16 protein-coding genes are annotated in these 15,115 nt (G+C 30.1%); all 16 read right to left on the reverse strand.

Annotation, left to right across the window (positions count from 1 at the left end; translation table 11 throughout):
• Nucleotides 1-69: 69 nt before the first annotated feature.
• The 16 genes from AC4PID_RS01025 to AC4PID_RS01100 all read right to left on the reverse strand — a co-directional run bounded on the left by AC4PID_RS01025 (nucleotide 70) and on the right by AC4PID_RS01100 (nucleotide 14,925).
• The gene (locus AC4PID_RS01025; RefSeq protein WP_492133730.1) at nucleotides 70-909 is read right to left on the reverse strand and encodes a hypothetical protein; all 840 of its coding nucleotides are present in this window, start codon (nucleotides 907-909) and stop codon (nucleotides 70-72) included.
• Between the two features lie 188 nt (nucleotides 910-1,097).
• Complete coding sequence (locus tag AC4PID_RS01030) at nucleotides 1,098-1,622, reverse strand: 2'-5' RNA ligase family protein (protein ID WP_492133731.1); 525 nt, start codon at nucleotides 1,620-1,622, stop codon at nucleotides 1,098-1,100.
• A 134-nt stretch (nucleotides 1,623-1,756) separates the two neighbouring features.
• The gene (locus AC4PID_RS01035) at nucleotides 1,757-2,152 is read right to left on the reverse strand and encodes a hypothetical protein (protein WP_492133732.1); all 396 of its coding nucleotides are present in this window, start codon (nucleotides 2,150-2,152) and stop codon (nucleotides 1,757-1,759) included.
• Nucleotides 2,153-2,588: 436 nt separating this feature from the next.
• The gene (locus AC4PID_RS01040) at nucleotides 2,589-3,128 is read right to left on the reverse strand and encodes a hypothetical protein (protein ID WP_492133733.1); all 540 of its coding nucleotides are present in this window, start codon (nucleotides 3,126-3,128) and stop codon (nucleotides 2,589-2,591) included.
• 98 nt (nucleotides 3,129-3,226) lie between these two features.
• A complete protein-coding gene (locus AC4PID_RS01045; RefSeq protein ID WP_492133734.1) occupies nucleotides 3,227-3,688 on the reverse strand; it encodes a hypothetical protein in 462 nt (153 codons plus the stop codon).
• Nucleotides 3,689-3,841: 153 nt separating this feature from the next.
• Entirely contained in the window at nucleotides 3,842-5,011 is a 1,170-nt protein-coding gene (locus AC4PID_RS01050; protein ID WP_492133735.1) for a KAP family P-loop NTPase fold protein, read from the reverse strand.
• Between the two features lie 83 nt (nucleotides 5,012-5,094).
• Nucleotides 5,095-6,909 carry an ATP-dependent nuclease gene (locus AC4PID_RS01055; RefSeq protein ID WP_492133736.1) on the reverse strand — a complete coding sequence of 605 codons (1,815 nt, stop codon included), beginning with the start codon at nucleotides 6,907-6,909 and terminating at the stop codon, nucleotides 5,095-5,097.
• Nucleotides 6,910-7,552: 643 nt separating this feature from the next.
• Nucleotides 7,553-8,275, reverse strand: coding sequence for a DUF6602 domain-containing protein (locus tag AC4PID_RS01060; RefSeq protein WP_492133737.1), 723 nt, complete (start codon nucleotides 8,273-8,275; stop codon nucleotides 7,553-7,555).
• Nucleotides 8,269-9,021 (reverse strand): nucleotidyltransferase domain-containing protein, encoded by a 753-nt coding sequence (locus tag AC4PID_RS01065; protein ID WP_492133738.1) that lies wholly within the window; start codon nucleotides 9,019-9,021, stop codon nucleotides 8,269-8,271. The genes AC4PID_RS01060 and AC4PID_RS01065 overlap by 7 nt, the downstream gene beginning before the upstream one ends.
• Nucleotides 9,022-9,105: 84 nt before the next feature.
• Entirely contained in the window at nucleotides 9,106-10,383 is a 1,278-nt protein-coding gene (locus AC4PID_RS01070; protein ID WP_492133739.1) for a hypothetical protein, read from the reverse strand.
• A 73-nt stretch (nucleotides 10,384-10,456) separates the two neighbouring features.
• Nucleotides 10,457-10,864 (reverse strand): hypothetical protein, encoded by a 408-nt coding sequence (locus tag AC4PID_RS01075; protein ID WP_492133740.1) that lies wholly within the window; start codon nucleotides 10,862-10,864, stop codon nucleotides 10,457-10,459.
• Nucleotides 10,865-11,275: 411 nt separating this feature from the next.
• Nucleotides 11,276-12,034: a potassium channel family protein gene (locus AC4PID_RS01080; protein ID WP_492133741.1), complete on the reverse strand. Its 759-nt coding sequence runs from the start codon at nucleotides 12,032-12,034 to the stop codon at nucleotides 11,276-11,278.
• Between the two features lie 101 nt (nucleotides 12,035-12,135).
• Nucleotides 12,136-13,023, reverse strand: coding sequence for a hypothetical protein (locus AC4PID_RS01085; RefSeq protein ID WP_492133742.1), 888 nt, complete (start codon nucleotides 13,021-13,023; stop codon nucleotides 12,136-12,138).
• A gap of 92 nt (nucleotides 13,024-13,115) precedes the next feature.
• Nucleotides 13,116-13,904 (reverse strand): FRG domain-containing protein, encoded by a 789-nt coding sequence (locus AC4PID_RS01090; protein WP_492133743.1) that lies wholly within the window; start codon nucleotides 13,902-13,904, stop codon nucleotides 13,116-13,118.
• A gap of 106 nt (nucleotides 13,905-14,010) precedes the next feature.
• Complete coding sequence (locus AC4PID_RS01095) at nucleotides 14,011-14,562, reverse strand: 2'-5' RNA ligase family protein (RefSeq protein WP_492133744.1); 552 nt, start codon at nucleotides 14,560-14,562, stop codon at nucleotides 14,011-14,013.
• 192 nt (nucleotides 14,563-14,754) lie between these two features.
• Nucleotides 14,755-14,925 (reverse strand): hypothetical protein, encoded by a 171-nt coding sequence (locus AC4PID_RS01100; RefSeq protein WP_492133745.1) that lies wholly within the window; start codon nucleotides 14,923-14,925, stop codon nucleotides 14,755-14,757.
• Nucleotides 14,926-15,115 lie beyond the last annotated feature (190 nt).

Here is a 15,115-nt window from a genome sequence, read left to right on the forward strand (position 1 = left end):
TAGTTTTTCACCTAACGTTCTTGCAGTCCTCGCAGCCTTAGTTGCGAGGACTGTGTGTTAGCTGACGCCTCACAATATCATTTTAGGGAATACATCAATTGCTTTGTGCGCCAATTTAATAAAGTGTTGATAATTTCCTATCGTCATTTGCAGCTCTTCTTGGCTAATTTTATCTCCTGTTGGGTGTCCTGATTGATTTCTAACTTTTCGTATGATATCTAAAAAGTTGAAATTTAAAATTGGATTTTCAAACCCAACCTTTTGAAAAATATCAACATTTGAACTTACTCTTTTTAAAAATTCATCTAATCTATTATATGCACTTTTAGCATTTATGACTTTTTTCTCATAGCTCTCATACTCTGATTTTGTATAATTATTTTTCAAAAATTCATAATATGCATTACACAAATTAATAAGTAAATACTCTGCAGCACACCCCAGCATAGTAGTTGCAGCCAATATGTTATTTCTCATCGCACATTCGCAAGCTTCGTATAAATACGATTTTTCTATCAAGTCCAATTTCATGTTTGAAATTTCTTTAATGAAATTTTGATAAATCGAATCTGAAATTATTTCTCGATCAATCTCGTCAATTTCAATCTTTGTAACCTTTGAAGCTAGAACGGTTACTTCAACTTTATTAGCGTAATAGTCATCATCATCTTCATATATTTCAAAAATCATTTTTTCAATTAACTTAATATTTTCTTCAAGCATTGATTTGAATGCAATTGGTGTTTTTAGATTAATTGTTAATTGCCTTTGATTACTAACTACACCCGAAAAAGCCCATTTCCGATCATATACAATTCTCGAGTGTTTAATAACATTACTTAGTTCCTTTAGATTTTTAAGCTCTAGATATTGAATTAATGTGTATTGCAGATCTTTCTCTGGTGTCATACTGTTATTTCTCCTTTTCTTGAGGTTTCAGCTAACGTTCTTACAGTCCTCGCAGCGCTAGTTGCGAGGACTGTGTGTTATGTGAAGTCCCATATTCTTCATTTTTATGTCTCTGACTTTCAAACTACATATTGAACTCCCTAATTTCTTAATATCCATTAATATCACTTCTGTCTCTTTCAGAAAACTTATATTAATGCAACCTCAATATCTACTATTGAATCTTCATTTTCATCAATTATTTCTACCGATATTTTTTTAACTACGGTCTTAAATAAAGCATCATACGTCATCGCCTCGCTATATGCCGATTCTAATTCATCTTTAGAAGAAAAGCTGCCTAATGTCATATGAGGTAAATAGGTCTCCTCATTTAACCACACTGGTTTATGATCTTCCAATATACCCGTATATAGTTTTGAACTGATTTTCTTTACTTGGTCAACTCCTTTATCCAATAGAAGAAAGAGAAATTTTCCTAACTGATTGTCTATCTTAACAATTTTGAACATTGACAGCTCAAATATCTCTATATCCGATAAGCTATTCACTAAGTGTGTTCTCAGTTCCTCTGGGCTTAAATCACTTTCAAATGTAAAAACTAATGTAATATGTGGGTTTACATGATGAGCTAACGGATCAAATTTTTCTCTAATACTATCAATTACACTCATGTTTTCAAACTCCGGAAAAATCATTATTGTTCTTTTCATCACTTATCCTCACTTTAATTCTATTCTATGTTTATTATCACTATTGGGATTTCACATAACGTTCTTGCAGTCCCTCGCAGCGTAAGTTGCGAGGACTGTGTGTTAGACGAAGTTCACGAATGATTTTTATATGTTTAATCAAAATTAATTGGATATATTTCAATACTTGATATTGGTACCTTAAACTCAATAAAGTCATCTTTTTTTAAATTAACAGTCTCTATTTCCAACATTTCCAACCAGTTTACATCAAACCTAATCACGTATATATCATCATCTATCCACTCACATAATCCTCTAAATGAAACGTAATCATAATCCGCTGTTACTTTAGCAGACATTTCTTTTGTTTGAAAAATTCTTAAACTACCTTCTTTAATTAAAGGCAACGACAATTCCACATCGTAAAGAACGTCAAGTAATGGCTCAGATGTAGATATCCAGTAACCTTTCAAATCTCCGATTTTCGTAACACCATAGATCATTATCTTATTATTATCTATATTATAAGATTTGATTTGAACTCTCATAACTTTTCCTTCCAAAAATCTAGATTAATTTAAATAAATAAGTAAATTAATTACAAGATGACGACTCAATTTTTTTCCTTATTATTTTAATGAATTTCGTCTAACGTTCTTGCAGTCCTCGCAGCGTAAGTTGCGAGGACTGTGTGTTAGACGAAGGCGTTTGCTTCCTCAAATCGAATTTTCCGAAAACACTTTCCTCAAACACACTTTCGCATCCTAAACTAGATCCGCACTAAAACAACCTTATTCTTTTGATCTTCTATTCTCTTTTGCACTTTATTTCTTTTCGATTTTTTCTAACTAAGTAGGTCAAATAACCACCTTACTTAAATAAGTCGAGTACCGCTTCACTCTATGTAACTCAACCTAGCTTTCGTCTAACGTTCTTGCAGTCCTCGCAGCATTAGTTGCGAGGACTGTGTGTTATACGAAGCGATTAATTGATTATTGATTTTAAATCCTGATCAATTCTACACCTATCAATTAGCCACTTGTTTTTTTCTAATGAAAATTCAATGTACCCAAAGTATTCATTTTCAATTATTTCTTTATTTTCTAATTCTACTACTAATAATAATTTGTAGTCATAAACCCTTTTTGATGTAGTTTCTTCACGAATAGTTAATGTAATATTCTTTACAGTTGTTGTAAACTTATAATTTGACGCGGCTTGAATCAGCCACTCAGTATCTCTATTAGCAATTGATAAAATCATACCTTTCTCTGTGAAGTAATCCGAATATTCCTTTTTTATTCTTGCTTCATATTTTTCAATAGTATTTTCAGTTTCGATGTTTCGGTTATATTTTTCAATATCCCCAGCGCTGACGCTATAGCTTTTTAACAAAAAATATTCAGTTACATTTTCACTTGAACTTAATTCATTATTTTTAGAAAATATGTAATAAAATATACCTAACAACAAAATTACAAAAACTAATATACTCATAATTATAAATCTTTTATTTTTGATCATTTTTCACCTCTCCGCCTTAATTAAGTTTATTATTAAACCTCAAAATCAACTTACACTAGGTATGGTCTTTAAATCAAATAATAGTTTTTAGATTGTCCTTATAAGTCAAGTAGCCTGAATGACACACCTGGAATTGATGATGCTGATGTATAACTAATTGAAGTAACTTCCATAATACAGCCATTATAACTTATCGGCGAATACCAGCCCCTGCTAGCCCAATTTCCGATTGGGTAGCCCGATAATGGAGAATTCTGAGTTACATATATTGTGTAACATTTGGAACATTGCCAAGCTCCCCCAATAATAACTAGATTTCCATTCAAATAGACTTTACCAGTTCCATTTGAAACTGCATCACATATTCCATTTCCATAAGGACAAGCTGCAACCACATTTGGTGTGATAAGGGGTTCAGATAACTTCTCATGAGAATGAGTATTATCAATTGATATATAAGTCAAATCAGAATCATCAGTAAAACTTGACATCGCAATAGATGGGTTATTAATTAAGCTTATAATAAGTATCACAATAGAATACAACACAATTTTTTTCATATGTAGCCCCCTTGTAGTTTCACACCTAGTGTAAGGTATTGCATCGCAATTAATTGTTCAAAATCTAAATTATCACCCCGTTCTTTTATTGTTTCGTATAACGTTCTTGCAGTCCTCGCAGCCTTAGTTGCGAGGACTGTGTGTTAAGCGAAGTTAACCAATGTCTCCAAATTCAATGCATCTAATTGCAATATCTGCAATTGACCTATTAATGGTTATGTTTTTATATTTCAAATCACGAACCAACGCCTCTCTCTTATGGAAATTTATCTCTCCAAGGATGCTGAATAGTTTAACAACATGATCCCAATCTGAATTATATGTTTCAAACAACTTCCATAGATGACCATTTTCAATATCCCAATTTGTTTCTTTTCTAATATATTCTCTATATTTATTTGGTTCTAAAACTTTAGTTAAAATAATTATCGGTATTATGAACTCTGTTTCAGGAATACTTATAAATTTATGATTTGAAATTCGAATTATTTCATAAATTTTTTCGCACTCTCTTAATCCTATAACTGGATTCTGTTCAATCAACTTAATTAAAACACTAATATAGTCACTATTATCGTCATTAATAATATCAGTTTGAGAGAGTAAAAATCTAAAATAAACATTTGATTTTGGTGCTGGTAAATTATACGTTATATCAAAAAACTTTCTAAAGTACGAATTTACATTTATATTTCCATAAACATGTTTTATTGATTCGCCTAATTGTTTTAAGTCAACAGAAAATACAAAAACAAAGTTAGGTATTGTTAGAAAATGTTTAATTCTTTCTAAAAAATTTATTGCAAACAAAGGTTTGCATCTATCAAGCTCATCAATAAAAAAATATACTTTACCATTCTTTTCAGCATAGTCAGCAAGTTTTGTATTTATTAAATTATTTTGTTCTTCATAATTTACATAAAGAGTAGAATTTTCTCGAGTCATGTTTGAAAATGAGTTAATTATATCATCGTAGTTTATTTTTGTGACGTTTTTTAATATGTCTTTCATAATAATTAAAAATGCACTTTTTACATCACTAAAATCAGCATTTTGAAGGTCTAACAATTCATTGATAGATCCTACAATTGGAATTATGGGATCTATATAATAATCAACTTTCCATGCGTCAATATATATTGTTTTTGATCCTTTTTTATTTAGTGAATTCTCCCACTTTTTCAAAAATGTAGTCTTTCCTGAGCCCCAGTATGAATCAATAGCTATTGAAAAAGGCTGCTCTGTCTCTTCAATCATTTTAGTTAATTCTTTAGCCAAATTTTCTCTTTTGAACAAGTCGTCTTCTTTAAAAGTTTTACTCATATTTCACTCCCTTATTACTAATTTCGCTTAACGTTCTTGCAGTCCTCGCAGCGTAAGTTGCGAGGACTGTGTGTTAAGCGAAGTTATTTAAAGAATTTTATCATATCTTCTATCAATGGTTTGAGATTGTAAATCAAGTCAGTGTCATTGTCAATTGCATATTTAGCTAATTCTTCTTTTTTACTCCCATCAATTTTATAAAGATGATAATATAGAACATCTTCATTAAGTTTTCTACTTATAATTTCTTCTTTGATAAATTCAATATAACTTATAGTTCGGTTAACTGGTATCTTCTCTTTCCATAAATTTTTCTTCTCTATCAACCAACCTTTATCTTCAGCGTATCTCCATGTGCTTCCACTATAAAACTCTTCTAATGTAATTGCCGATATCATGTCGTTCTTTAGCAAATCATGTTTAAAAGCGTCTAATTTAACTACATTTACTATTCCTTTTGCCTTATAATCTTGATATCTTTTCGTTAATAATTTATCATTTGATAAACTCTTGAAATGTTCTTTACCCTCTTCATCACCATCAAAAATTCCAAAACACTTTTCGCTCTTTTCATTAAACATCCAACCCACAATTTTTCTTTTAACCCATTCAGCACCAGCACCATTAGGCTTTGTTTCAATACAAATTTTGTGTAGTAATTCTGGATCAATTTTAGCAATTGTATGTTCCAAAATTAATTTATCCGTAATTCCTTCAACAAAACATGTAGGTTTACTAATTTTTTCAAGGTCTAGTTTTTGTTTTTTTATTTCTTCTTCAAGTTGATTTTTCTCTTGAAGTGATTGTTCCCAAGTTGCTGACATTTTGACTAAGTACTCTAAATCCATTCTCGTATCTAAATTATTATTTCTTGAACTCATTTTTTCAACTATTGTACACTTTTCATTATCCTGGCTTACAAAATAAGTAGTAGCTATCTCATCATTTCGTCTAGAAAGAGAGTAAAAAATTGGTGAATGTGTTGTTAATAAAATTTGAATATACTTTTCTTGCACAGTATCATTTACAAAGTAATCTGCTAATTCTGAAGCTGAACTAATTTCAAGGTTATTCTCAGGTTCTTCAAACCCCCATATGGTATAAATCTTTGGATTCTTTCTCACCATTTCTTTACTATATTCTTGATCTGCCAAGTATTTCAATATTATTGGTATGTAGCGTGCTTTTATACCATCACCCATCTCATCTAACGATATATTGGTAATTTCATCATGAAATTTCAAATTGCTAAATACCGCCTTAAAGCTGCTTTTATAACTTAGTAAAGACTGAATTGATAAATTGCTTTTTATTGAGTTGGAAAGCTCCATAGTATTTTTACGCAAACTATCAGTAAACATTACTTCATCAAAAATATCTTTATTATTTTCTGAAAGCACAATATATAGCTCTCCCATGAGTTCATTAAAATAATTATCAGACTTCACCGCTGGTATATATCGATATCTAATTGATTGTAAAAACCGATAATATCTAACTCTATTATCAGGTTTCATTGTTTCACCTGTATTTTTATAAATTATTTTCTCTTCAACTAATCCGGACTCATTCCATACTTTTGTCCATATTATATTTCCCAAAGAACATAAATTTTCTTCTTCACTTGGAGGTTCAATTTCAACTTCAATCCGTATCTCCTTCGTGAGTTTCTTTTTATTTTTGTTTTGATAAGTAAAATCTCTATCAAATTCTAAGTTATTTCTATTACTAATGTAATTGTTGAAAAACAGATTTAACGCTTTTAAAATATTTGATTTGCCAGAATTATTTTTTCCAACAAAGGCTGTAATTTCTGTTAAGTTCAGATGAGTAACATTTCCGCGAGTTGTATTTTTTATTGATCTAAAGTTATTTATTTTCACTTCTTTTATTATCATTGTTCTTTCTCCTTATTTTATAATTTCGCTTAACGTTCTTGCAGCCCTCGCAGCGTAAGTTGCGAGGACTGTGTGTTAGACGAAGGCGTTTGCTTCCTCAAATCGAATTTTCCGAATACACTTACCTCAAACACACTTTCGCATACTAAACTAGCTCCGAAATAAAATAATCTTATTCTTTTGATCTTCTATTCTCTTTTGCACTTTATTTCTTTTCGATTTTTTCTAACTAAGTCGGTCAAATAACCAACTTACTTAAATAAGTCGAGTAACACTTCACTCTATGTAGCTCAACCTAGCTTTCGTCTAACGTTCTTGCAGTCCTCGCAGCGTAAGTTGCGAGGACTGTGTGTTAGACGAAGGCGTTTGCTTCTTCAAATCGAATTTTCCAAAAGCACTTTCCTCAAACACACTTTAGCATCCTAATCTAAATTCGCAATAAAATAACCTTATTCTTTTGATCTTCTATTCTCTTTTGCACTTTATTTCTTTTCGATTTTTTCTAACTAAGTCGGTCAAATAACCAACTTACTTAAATAAGTCGAGTATCGCTTCACTCTATGTAACTCAACCTAGCTTTCGTCTAACGTTCTTGCAGTCCCTCGCAGCGTAAGTTGCGAGGACTGTGTGTTAAGTGAAGTTCCTATTTCATTTCAATGTGTTTTTTATATTCTGAAATTTTCATAGCTGATACAGTTCCTATTGATTGTAACTCCTCAAGCAATGTTAAGAAAAAAAATAATAATCCGTTTTCTATATTGCTAATCTCAACTTTATCTTTAATAGAAAAAGCACCTTGCTCTAAGCATAGTCCTAAATCAATTATTTCCGATTCAGTATCATGTAATAACTTGTCATGCAAGATAGTTGACTTTGAAAAATCATAAGTTGAAGTTAAGGTTATAATTCCTCCTAATATTTTATGTGGAGTTTTTGGTAAATACTTACCACCAGCATGAATAATATCTGCAGAGGTTCTAGCTAATTCTCTAACACTTCTAATTTTCGCTCTAGAATAATCGATATTTTGAGAATTCAATTCTTGTTTAATTTCAAAAACTGCATATACGCTCTCCGATGGTATATATTTTACACCGTTCGAGTTAAAAACAAATGGTGAGTACAGGTTATCATAAATTACCAAGTCAATTTGGTCACTTATTTGATTGTTAGAATCAATTACAAATGCATTTCCAACACTATACCTCTTGGGCAAGTAATCACTGAGCCAATTAATCCATTCCACTTCACTTATTTGTCCTTTAGTGCCTGGATGCTTAATAAATGCTCTAGTGCCAGTTAATTTTGTATACATTTCTACTTGAAAAGATTCAAATAACTGTGTAATGGTTGGTTGATTTACCATAGTATATTTCTCCAGTCTTTCTGATTTATTGCATCAATTGCTTTAGATTTAATAGTCTTCCTTTCAGAATCGTTTAGAGTGTCTGATATTATATTATTAGTATTTGAAGGATCTATAACCTTAATGGATTCAATATTATCTATTAAAAAGTGAAATACTGACCACACATTTGCATCATAGTCACCATTTTTTTTTCCTTTCAATGCTTCAATTACTACTAACTCAAGATAAATGGATGGGAAACGAATTGAGTGGTTTTTTCTCCAAATCTTTAATGCAGATATTTCTACGGTTCGATTTGAATTTCTTACAATATTTATATGATTTGTTACATTGGTTTGTATCCAACTATCTTTTCTTCGAGTATATAGTTTGTGATAATTTGTATTTCCTTTATCATTTTTTGCTGGAACAACATCAATTTCATAATTACCAGTGACTACTCGAATAGACACATTTTGCTGTCTTACATTACTATACTTTGTAATTAAAAAGGCATAGAGAGACTCATAAATTTTTTTTAATGTAAAATCAGTATCCGATTTTAGAGAGACAAATAAATCTAAATCTGAACCTAAATTAATCGAAGTTCCTTTTGCATATGAACCAGAATATGATATTGATTGCAAATATCTATCTGCCCAATACTCTAAATTTTTTATAAGCGGATCTATATATAGCAGTTGATTAATAGGATTGATTTCTTTTGACTTATGTTTGTCAACAATTGATTTTATGTAACTCATTTTATCGCCTCCGAATTTCACTTAACGTTCTTACAGTCCTCGCAGCCTTAGTTGCGAGGACTGTGTGTTATAGGAAGTGCACTACTATAATTCTATTTTATATAATCCATTTACATTCCATGGCATTAATTCCCATTCACCGCCGTTATCTCCAGGAAGTGCAAGCTTTGAAGTTGTACTTTTATAAAGTATTCCAAACTCAAGTTCTTCTTTGTATATATGCGAAAATTTTTCCCATTGTACTTCAACTAAAATCCTCTTTAAACATATAGCTCTATCTTCAATTTCAAGGATTTCATACTTGATTAAAATTAAATCTTTAAACATCTCTTTACAAAGTTTAGGATGTAATTTCTCATTCTTCTCAAATTTATATATATTTACAAGGATTTTTGATAATTCACCATAGTTTTTTGATTTCCAATTTTTAAATAATTCTAAGAATTTCTCAACATATTCAAAACCAACATAAGAATCCATAATACCATCTCTAGGTACATCTATATCAATAACAATTTCTTTAGACTTCCACTCGCTAATTATCTGTCTATTTGCTAAATGCTTTTGATAATCTCTTATTACATCTCCTAATGGTTTGGATACAGAATCTTTTTCAAATTTTTCTTTTCTATAATCTTCAGTTTTTTTATTTTCAATCCAATCGCCAATTGCAAGTAGCAGAACAATACATTTACTTGATACATAAATATTGTCATAATTTAAGTCTCTACCATGCAAAATTCCGTTTCGATACGGCATAGTAATAGGATCGGTATTTGTCTTCTTTCTTGATACAAAATACATGTCTTTTAACTTTTGTAAACCACTATCACTTCCAACCAAGCAATCCCAACATTCATTTGACGATTCGGCAGAAAAAAATCCTTTTCTTTTAGTATAATCATTAATTATACCATCACAAATAATTAAAAATAATGGAATACTTGAATAATATTTTCCCTCTAAATGATCATTATATGCAAGCTCGATTAAATTACACCTTTTCAAGAATTCATCAGACTTGAATTTTAACCACTGAATAACCTGTTTTACATCATCTGACTTATAATAATTTATTATTTCATTTTCAGCAGGTGTGAAGCCCTGACTTTCGTAAACTTTATTCGTATTTTCGACAAAATTCATGTTAATCGAATCGTATGCAATCCAACCGAACTCACTAAATCGTTCATTGTATTTATCAATGTTACTAACCATACTTTGAAGATTTTCTTCAATATTCCTAAAATCTTTATATTGTTTTGATGCAAATAGTCTTAAAGGTAATCTTAGACCTTTCAACTCGTTCTCTAACTTCTTAATCGAAGGCATATTCCCGTATGTATTCGATTTTTTATTCATTTGATCCTCCATTTTTTTGCATTTCCTATAACGTTCTTGCAGTCCTCGCAGCGTAAGTTGCGAGGACTGTGTGTTATGCGAAGAGCAACTTATTTTTCTCAAAATAATTATTTAAAGCATCTCTTAAACCTCGCAGTTCAACTTCTTCTTTATACTTTTCTCTTAATTTATTTAATTCAATATTCGGAACGTTGTTTCCAAAATACACTTTATATAGAACAGCATATGCATCATATATAAAATAGTTATCAAAATCACTTTGTAAACTTCCAATAATTGAAACTACCATTTCAAACTTAATATTTGGAACTTCAGTTTTAAAATACGAAATAGAATCATTAAAACTTTTTTCACACCAATCATTTCCCCACTCATCCTGCATACTTCCATAATTGGATTTTATAAAATTATCTAAATATATAGCAATAATTTTAGCTCTTATAAATTCAAGGGTTTTTGATTTTCTAAAGAAATTAAACATATAATACTCCTCTTTTTTGAATTGATAAGATATATTGTAGCATTTTTAGTCCTAATTGCTTTTCGCATAACGTTCTTGCAGTCCTCGCAGCGTAAGTTGCGAGGACTGTGTGTTATAAGAAGGTGTTTGCTTCTCCAATTGAATTTCGGATATAAAACCTTCCCAATAACAAACTGAAGCATCCTAAATTTAGTTCGCGATAAAACAAACTTGTTCTTTTGATCTTTTGATCTTCAATTATCTTTTGAACTTTATTTCTTTTCGCTTTTTACCACTAGCTCAACTTAAAATCATCTTATTTTAATGAATCAAGTACCGCTTCTCTCTATGTAACTCAACCCACACTTTCTTATAACGTTCTTGCAGTCCTCGCAGCGTAAGTTGCGAGGACTGTGTGTTAACTGAAGTTGATTATTGCTGTCTTATAAACTTTTGAAAAGTAATACCCACTCCAATAATTAATAGGAACTGTCCAATTAACAACTCCGACATTACAATTATCTTAGGAATTAAACCCTTTGCTGATATATCTCCATATCCAACAGTAGTAATTGTTACTACACTAAAATATATAGAATCAACTAATTTACTAATAGCATATTCGTAAGATACTTGAAATTGATTAGCAATTTTATTACTATCCCAAATAAATATATTGTTGTAATAGTCTTTATTATTTGTACCAGTAATCTCAAGGAGGTTCTTATATCCATATTCATCAACCCAATTAACAATCTGTTTGAGATTATTATATTCTTTTCCATTACTATCAATTGTAGAGAGCCATTTTACTTCTTCAACTATTTCAAAGTAATCATAATATAAAATTACAACTGAATATAAGATAGCAAACAATAAAACAATCTCAATATAGCTTTTTATTAAGAAATTTAAAGAATTAGTAAAATCAGATGAATTTGTAAAAGTCTTTTGCGTGATTTCAAAAACCCTATAAAAAATACTAAACAATTCAACTGGAATAAAAGAGAACATAAGCAAGCCTAAATTTTGATTTGAATAGTTTCTTAATCCAAAAGGATTATTTAAAAAAATTGCAAAAACATAGATTATAATACAATATATCAAAGGATATAGTAGTAAAATAATCAAAAGTTTATACTTGATCACTTTCTCATCAAACTTATTATTAAGTCTATATATTTTTTCCATCTTTTTTTCCCTTTATCTTATCATTCTTTTTTTCAATTTCAGTTAACGTTCTTGCAGCCCTCGCAGCGTAAGTTGCGAGGACTGTGTGTTATCTGAAGTGATTAATTGTGAATTATTATATTTTTATCAAATCTTAATTTTAATAATTTTTTTCTTAGAAAACGATACCTTTCAAAGGGTTCAATAAAAAAATCACTTGTGTGAAATGTATCCAAATCAGATTTAACTATATGGACTAGAGAATTAATATCTCTGCTATATGTATTAAAAATCGTAGAAATATTAACATATAACTGTTCAACATACTTATCTAACTCAACACATATCATATTATTTAACTCACCAATAGACTTAACATATTCTCTTATAAAAGGAGTGATTTCTTCATGTGAATTGAACTCACTTCTCAATTTGTTCTTTTTATTTTCATTTATGTTAAAATCCTCAATTAAATTTTCAATGGATATCTTTGGTGACATAGTTATACTTGCTACTCCATTTTCAAGAGGTCCACATTTACTCCCATTTCTAATACCTTCAATTTTGATTCCAACTAAAGGCATCGTTTTATGTTGTGAATAATCTCTTAATATTTCACAAATAAAATAACCCGGTACAGTATCATATTGATTATTCATATATTTTATATAACTATTAGCATTTTCAATATAAGGCTTCTTCAATAAAGATTTATAATACTCGAAATATAGTTTTGTACTTGTAAATAAATTCAATATTGTTGAATTGATATTATGAATTTTAGTGGTATTGTTATCCCATGAAAATTGATTGTAAATCATGTAATCGATTGTCTCTTTATATACACCAACTTCATATTCACTATATTTATTAAGTACAAAATTGTATTTTTCCTGTAATGCTAAAATTTTAATAATTTCCTTAAGTGCACTTGATAACACTTTATATTCTTCCTCACTAATTTCATATTGTTCATCACTTATATAAGGTTGATAGAAATAGTATTTCATCTAGATATTCCTCCTAATTCATTTCAGATAACGTTTTTGCAGTCCTCGCAGCGTAAGTTGCGAGGACTGTGTGTTATAGGAAGTTATTATACTTATCTTGAACTGTAATACCTTTTTAGCCACTTGCTGATTCCGTCCAAACCAGGGTATATAGTTCTTTCATTAATATTTGCTTGATCTAATTTATCTCTAACTTCCCATTTCAATTCTTTAGGAATGATAATTCTTCTAAATATATTCGGATTATTCTTTAAAATAGACTCAATTGTTAGATTTTTATCTGAGACAATGGAAAATGCACCATATTGATTAATAATCCTTTCATCAATTGATGGCGGTTCAAATATTATTGCATAAGGACTGTTATCATTACCTCTGAAAGAATCAAACTTTACTAAATCAATATCATTTTGGAATAACATACTTGAAGTGAATACGAAAGCATCATCATTTTCTTTCAATATTTCTTTAAGCTCATCTGGTAAACTTAAGTTCAACTCAGGAATGTTTAAACACCATACAACTGCCTCATCATTTGTATCCGGTTCTTCAGTTGCAAAATGTAACGCGACAAATGGTGAAAAAGTCCAATCCAGAAGCCGAGTTGGCAATCCATGATGTTGAGCAACAGATAAGAGTTCCCATACCGAATCAATTTTATGATGAAATCTAGTATACTTTTCAAAATTTCTTAGAAGGGATTTTTCAACATCTTTTGGATTTTTCAATCTAATTAAACTAGTCTCAAGATTATAGTTTTTACAAGGAAGTCCTCTATATGCATAAGGTGATCGGTATCTATTAGGGTATGTACTATCATGTGTGTCCTGAAAAAGTAAACTTTGTAAATGTGACCAATCTGTTGCAACAATGTCAATCATGTTTCATTCTCCTTTTTGAATAATTTCCTATAACGTTCTTGCAGTCCCTCGCAGCGTCAGTTGCGAGGACTGTGTGTTAGCTGAAGTTAGTTATACGCCTTTAATTTCATTTCTTAAATTCCCACACTTTAACGATTTGATAATCACCGTTCTTAGTGTTCATAGTTATTAACGCAAGATTATCAATTATGCCTTTATTGAAGTTAATTTCTTTACTCTTTAAGTCCTCAATTGCATCATCTAAAATATTCGTTGATATGTCTTTCATTGCAATTGTAATATGAGGTATCCAATTTTCAGTATTATATAAATTAAACGTTTTCAAACCGGCTTCATTTAAAACAGTTGAAATGCATTTATGTAATTCTATTAATTCTTTTGTTTTATCAACTTTTAAAAATATTGTATTTTCAGGACTTTCAAACTTATCAATTTGTACTACTTCAACTCCAAATGTTGCAGGACTTAACCTTGAATCCAGTATAGATATTAAGCCCTCAATATCATCGCAAAAACCACCTGTGTAGCTAATGTTTGGATAAGAAAATGATTTCACTCCTTTTAAACCATATGAGCTTTCTAAGTAATTCCATAAGTTGATTACTTCAATTTTCAATTCATTGTTTAACAGAGTCATTAATCCAAAAACTACACCCATTTGTCATCCTCTCTTTTGCTACTTTTGATTTTAATTGTTTCTTTTTTCTTCCTAATTTCAGCTAACGTTCTTGCAGTCCCTCGCAGCCTTAGTTGCGAGGACTGTGTGTTATGTGAAGTTTGGTCACTATTCTATTTCTAATACTTCTCACACACTTTAAAATTTTCAATAAATATTTGCTCTTTTTAGTTTTCACTTATCAATCTTTTTATTAATTTGGTTTAACTTCAGCTCAATCTCTCTAATATGCAATTGCAATAAATCGACCTTATCTTCTACCTTCTTTATATCTTTTGGCACCTTAAATGCAACTATGTAAATCAAATAACAAAAACCTGCTACAAGAAGAAAAATCTCCGTCATGTGACTCCCCCATTTTGTTTTTTATAATAATCTCTTTTTATTTTCCCCCAAATTTCACATAACGTTCTTGCAGTCCCTCGCAGCGTAAGTTGCGTGGACTGTGTGTTATAAGAAGTCCAACTTCATCTTGAGTCTTAGCTCAAGATATTTAGATCTTCTAATCTTTTGAGCGAAGCTCACTATTTCTTTT

It is taken from the genome of Fusibacter sp. QWL-12 (assembly GCF_058683495.1).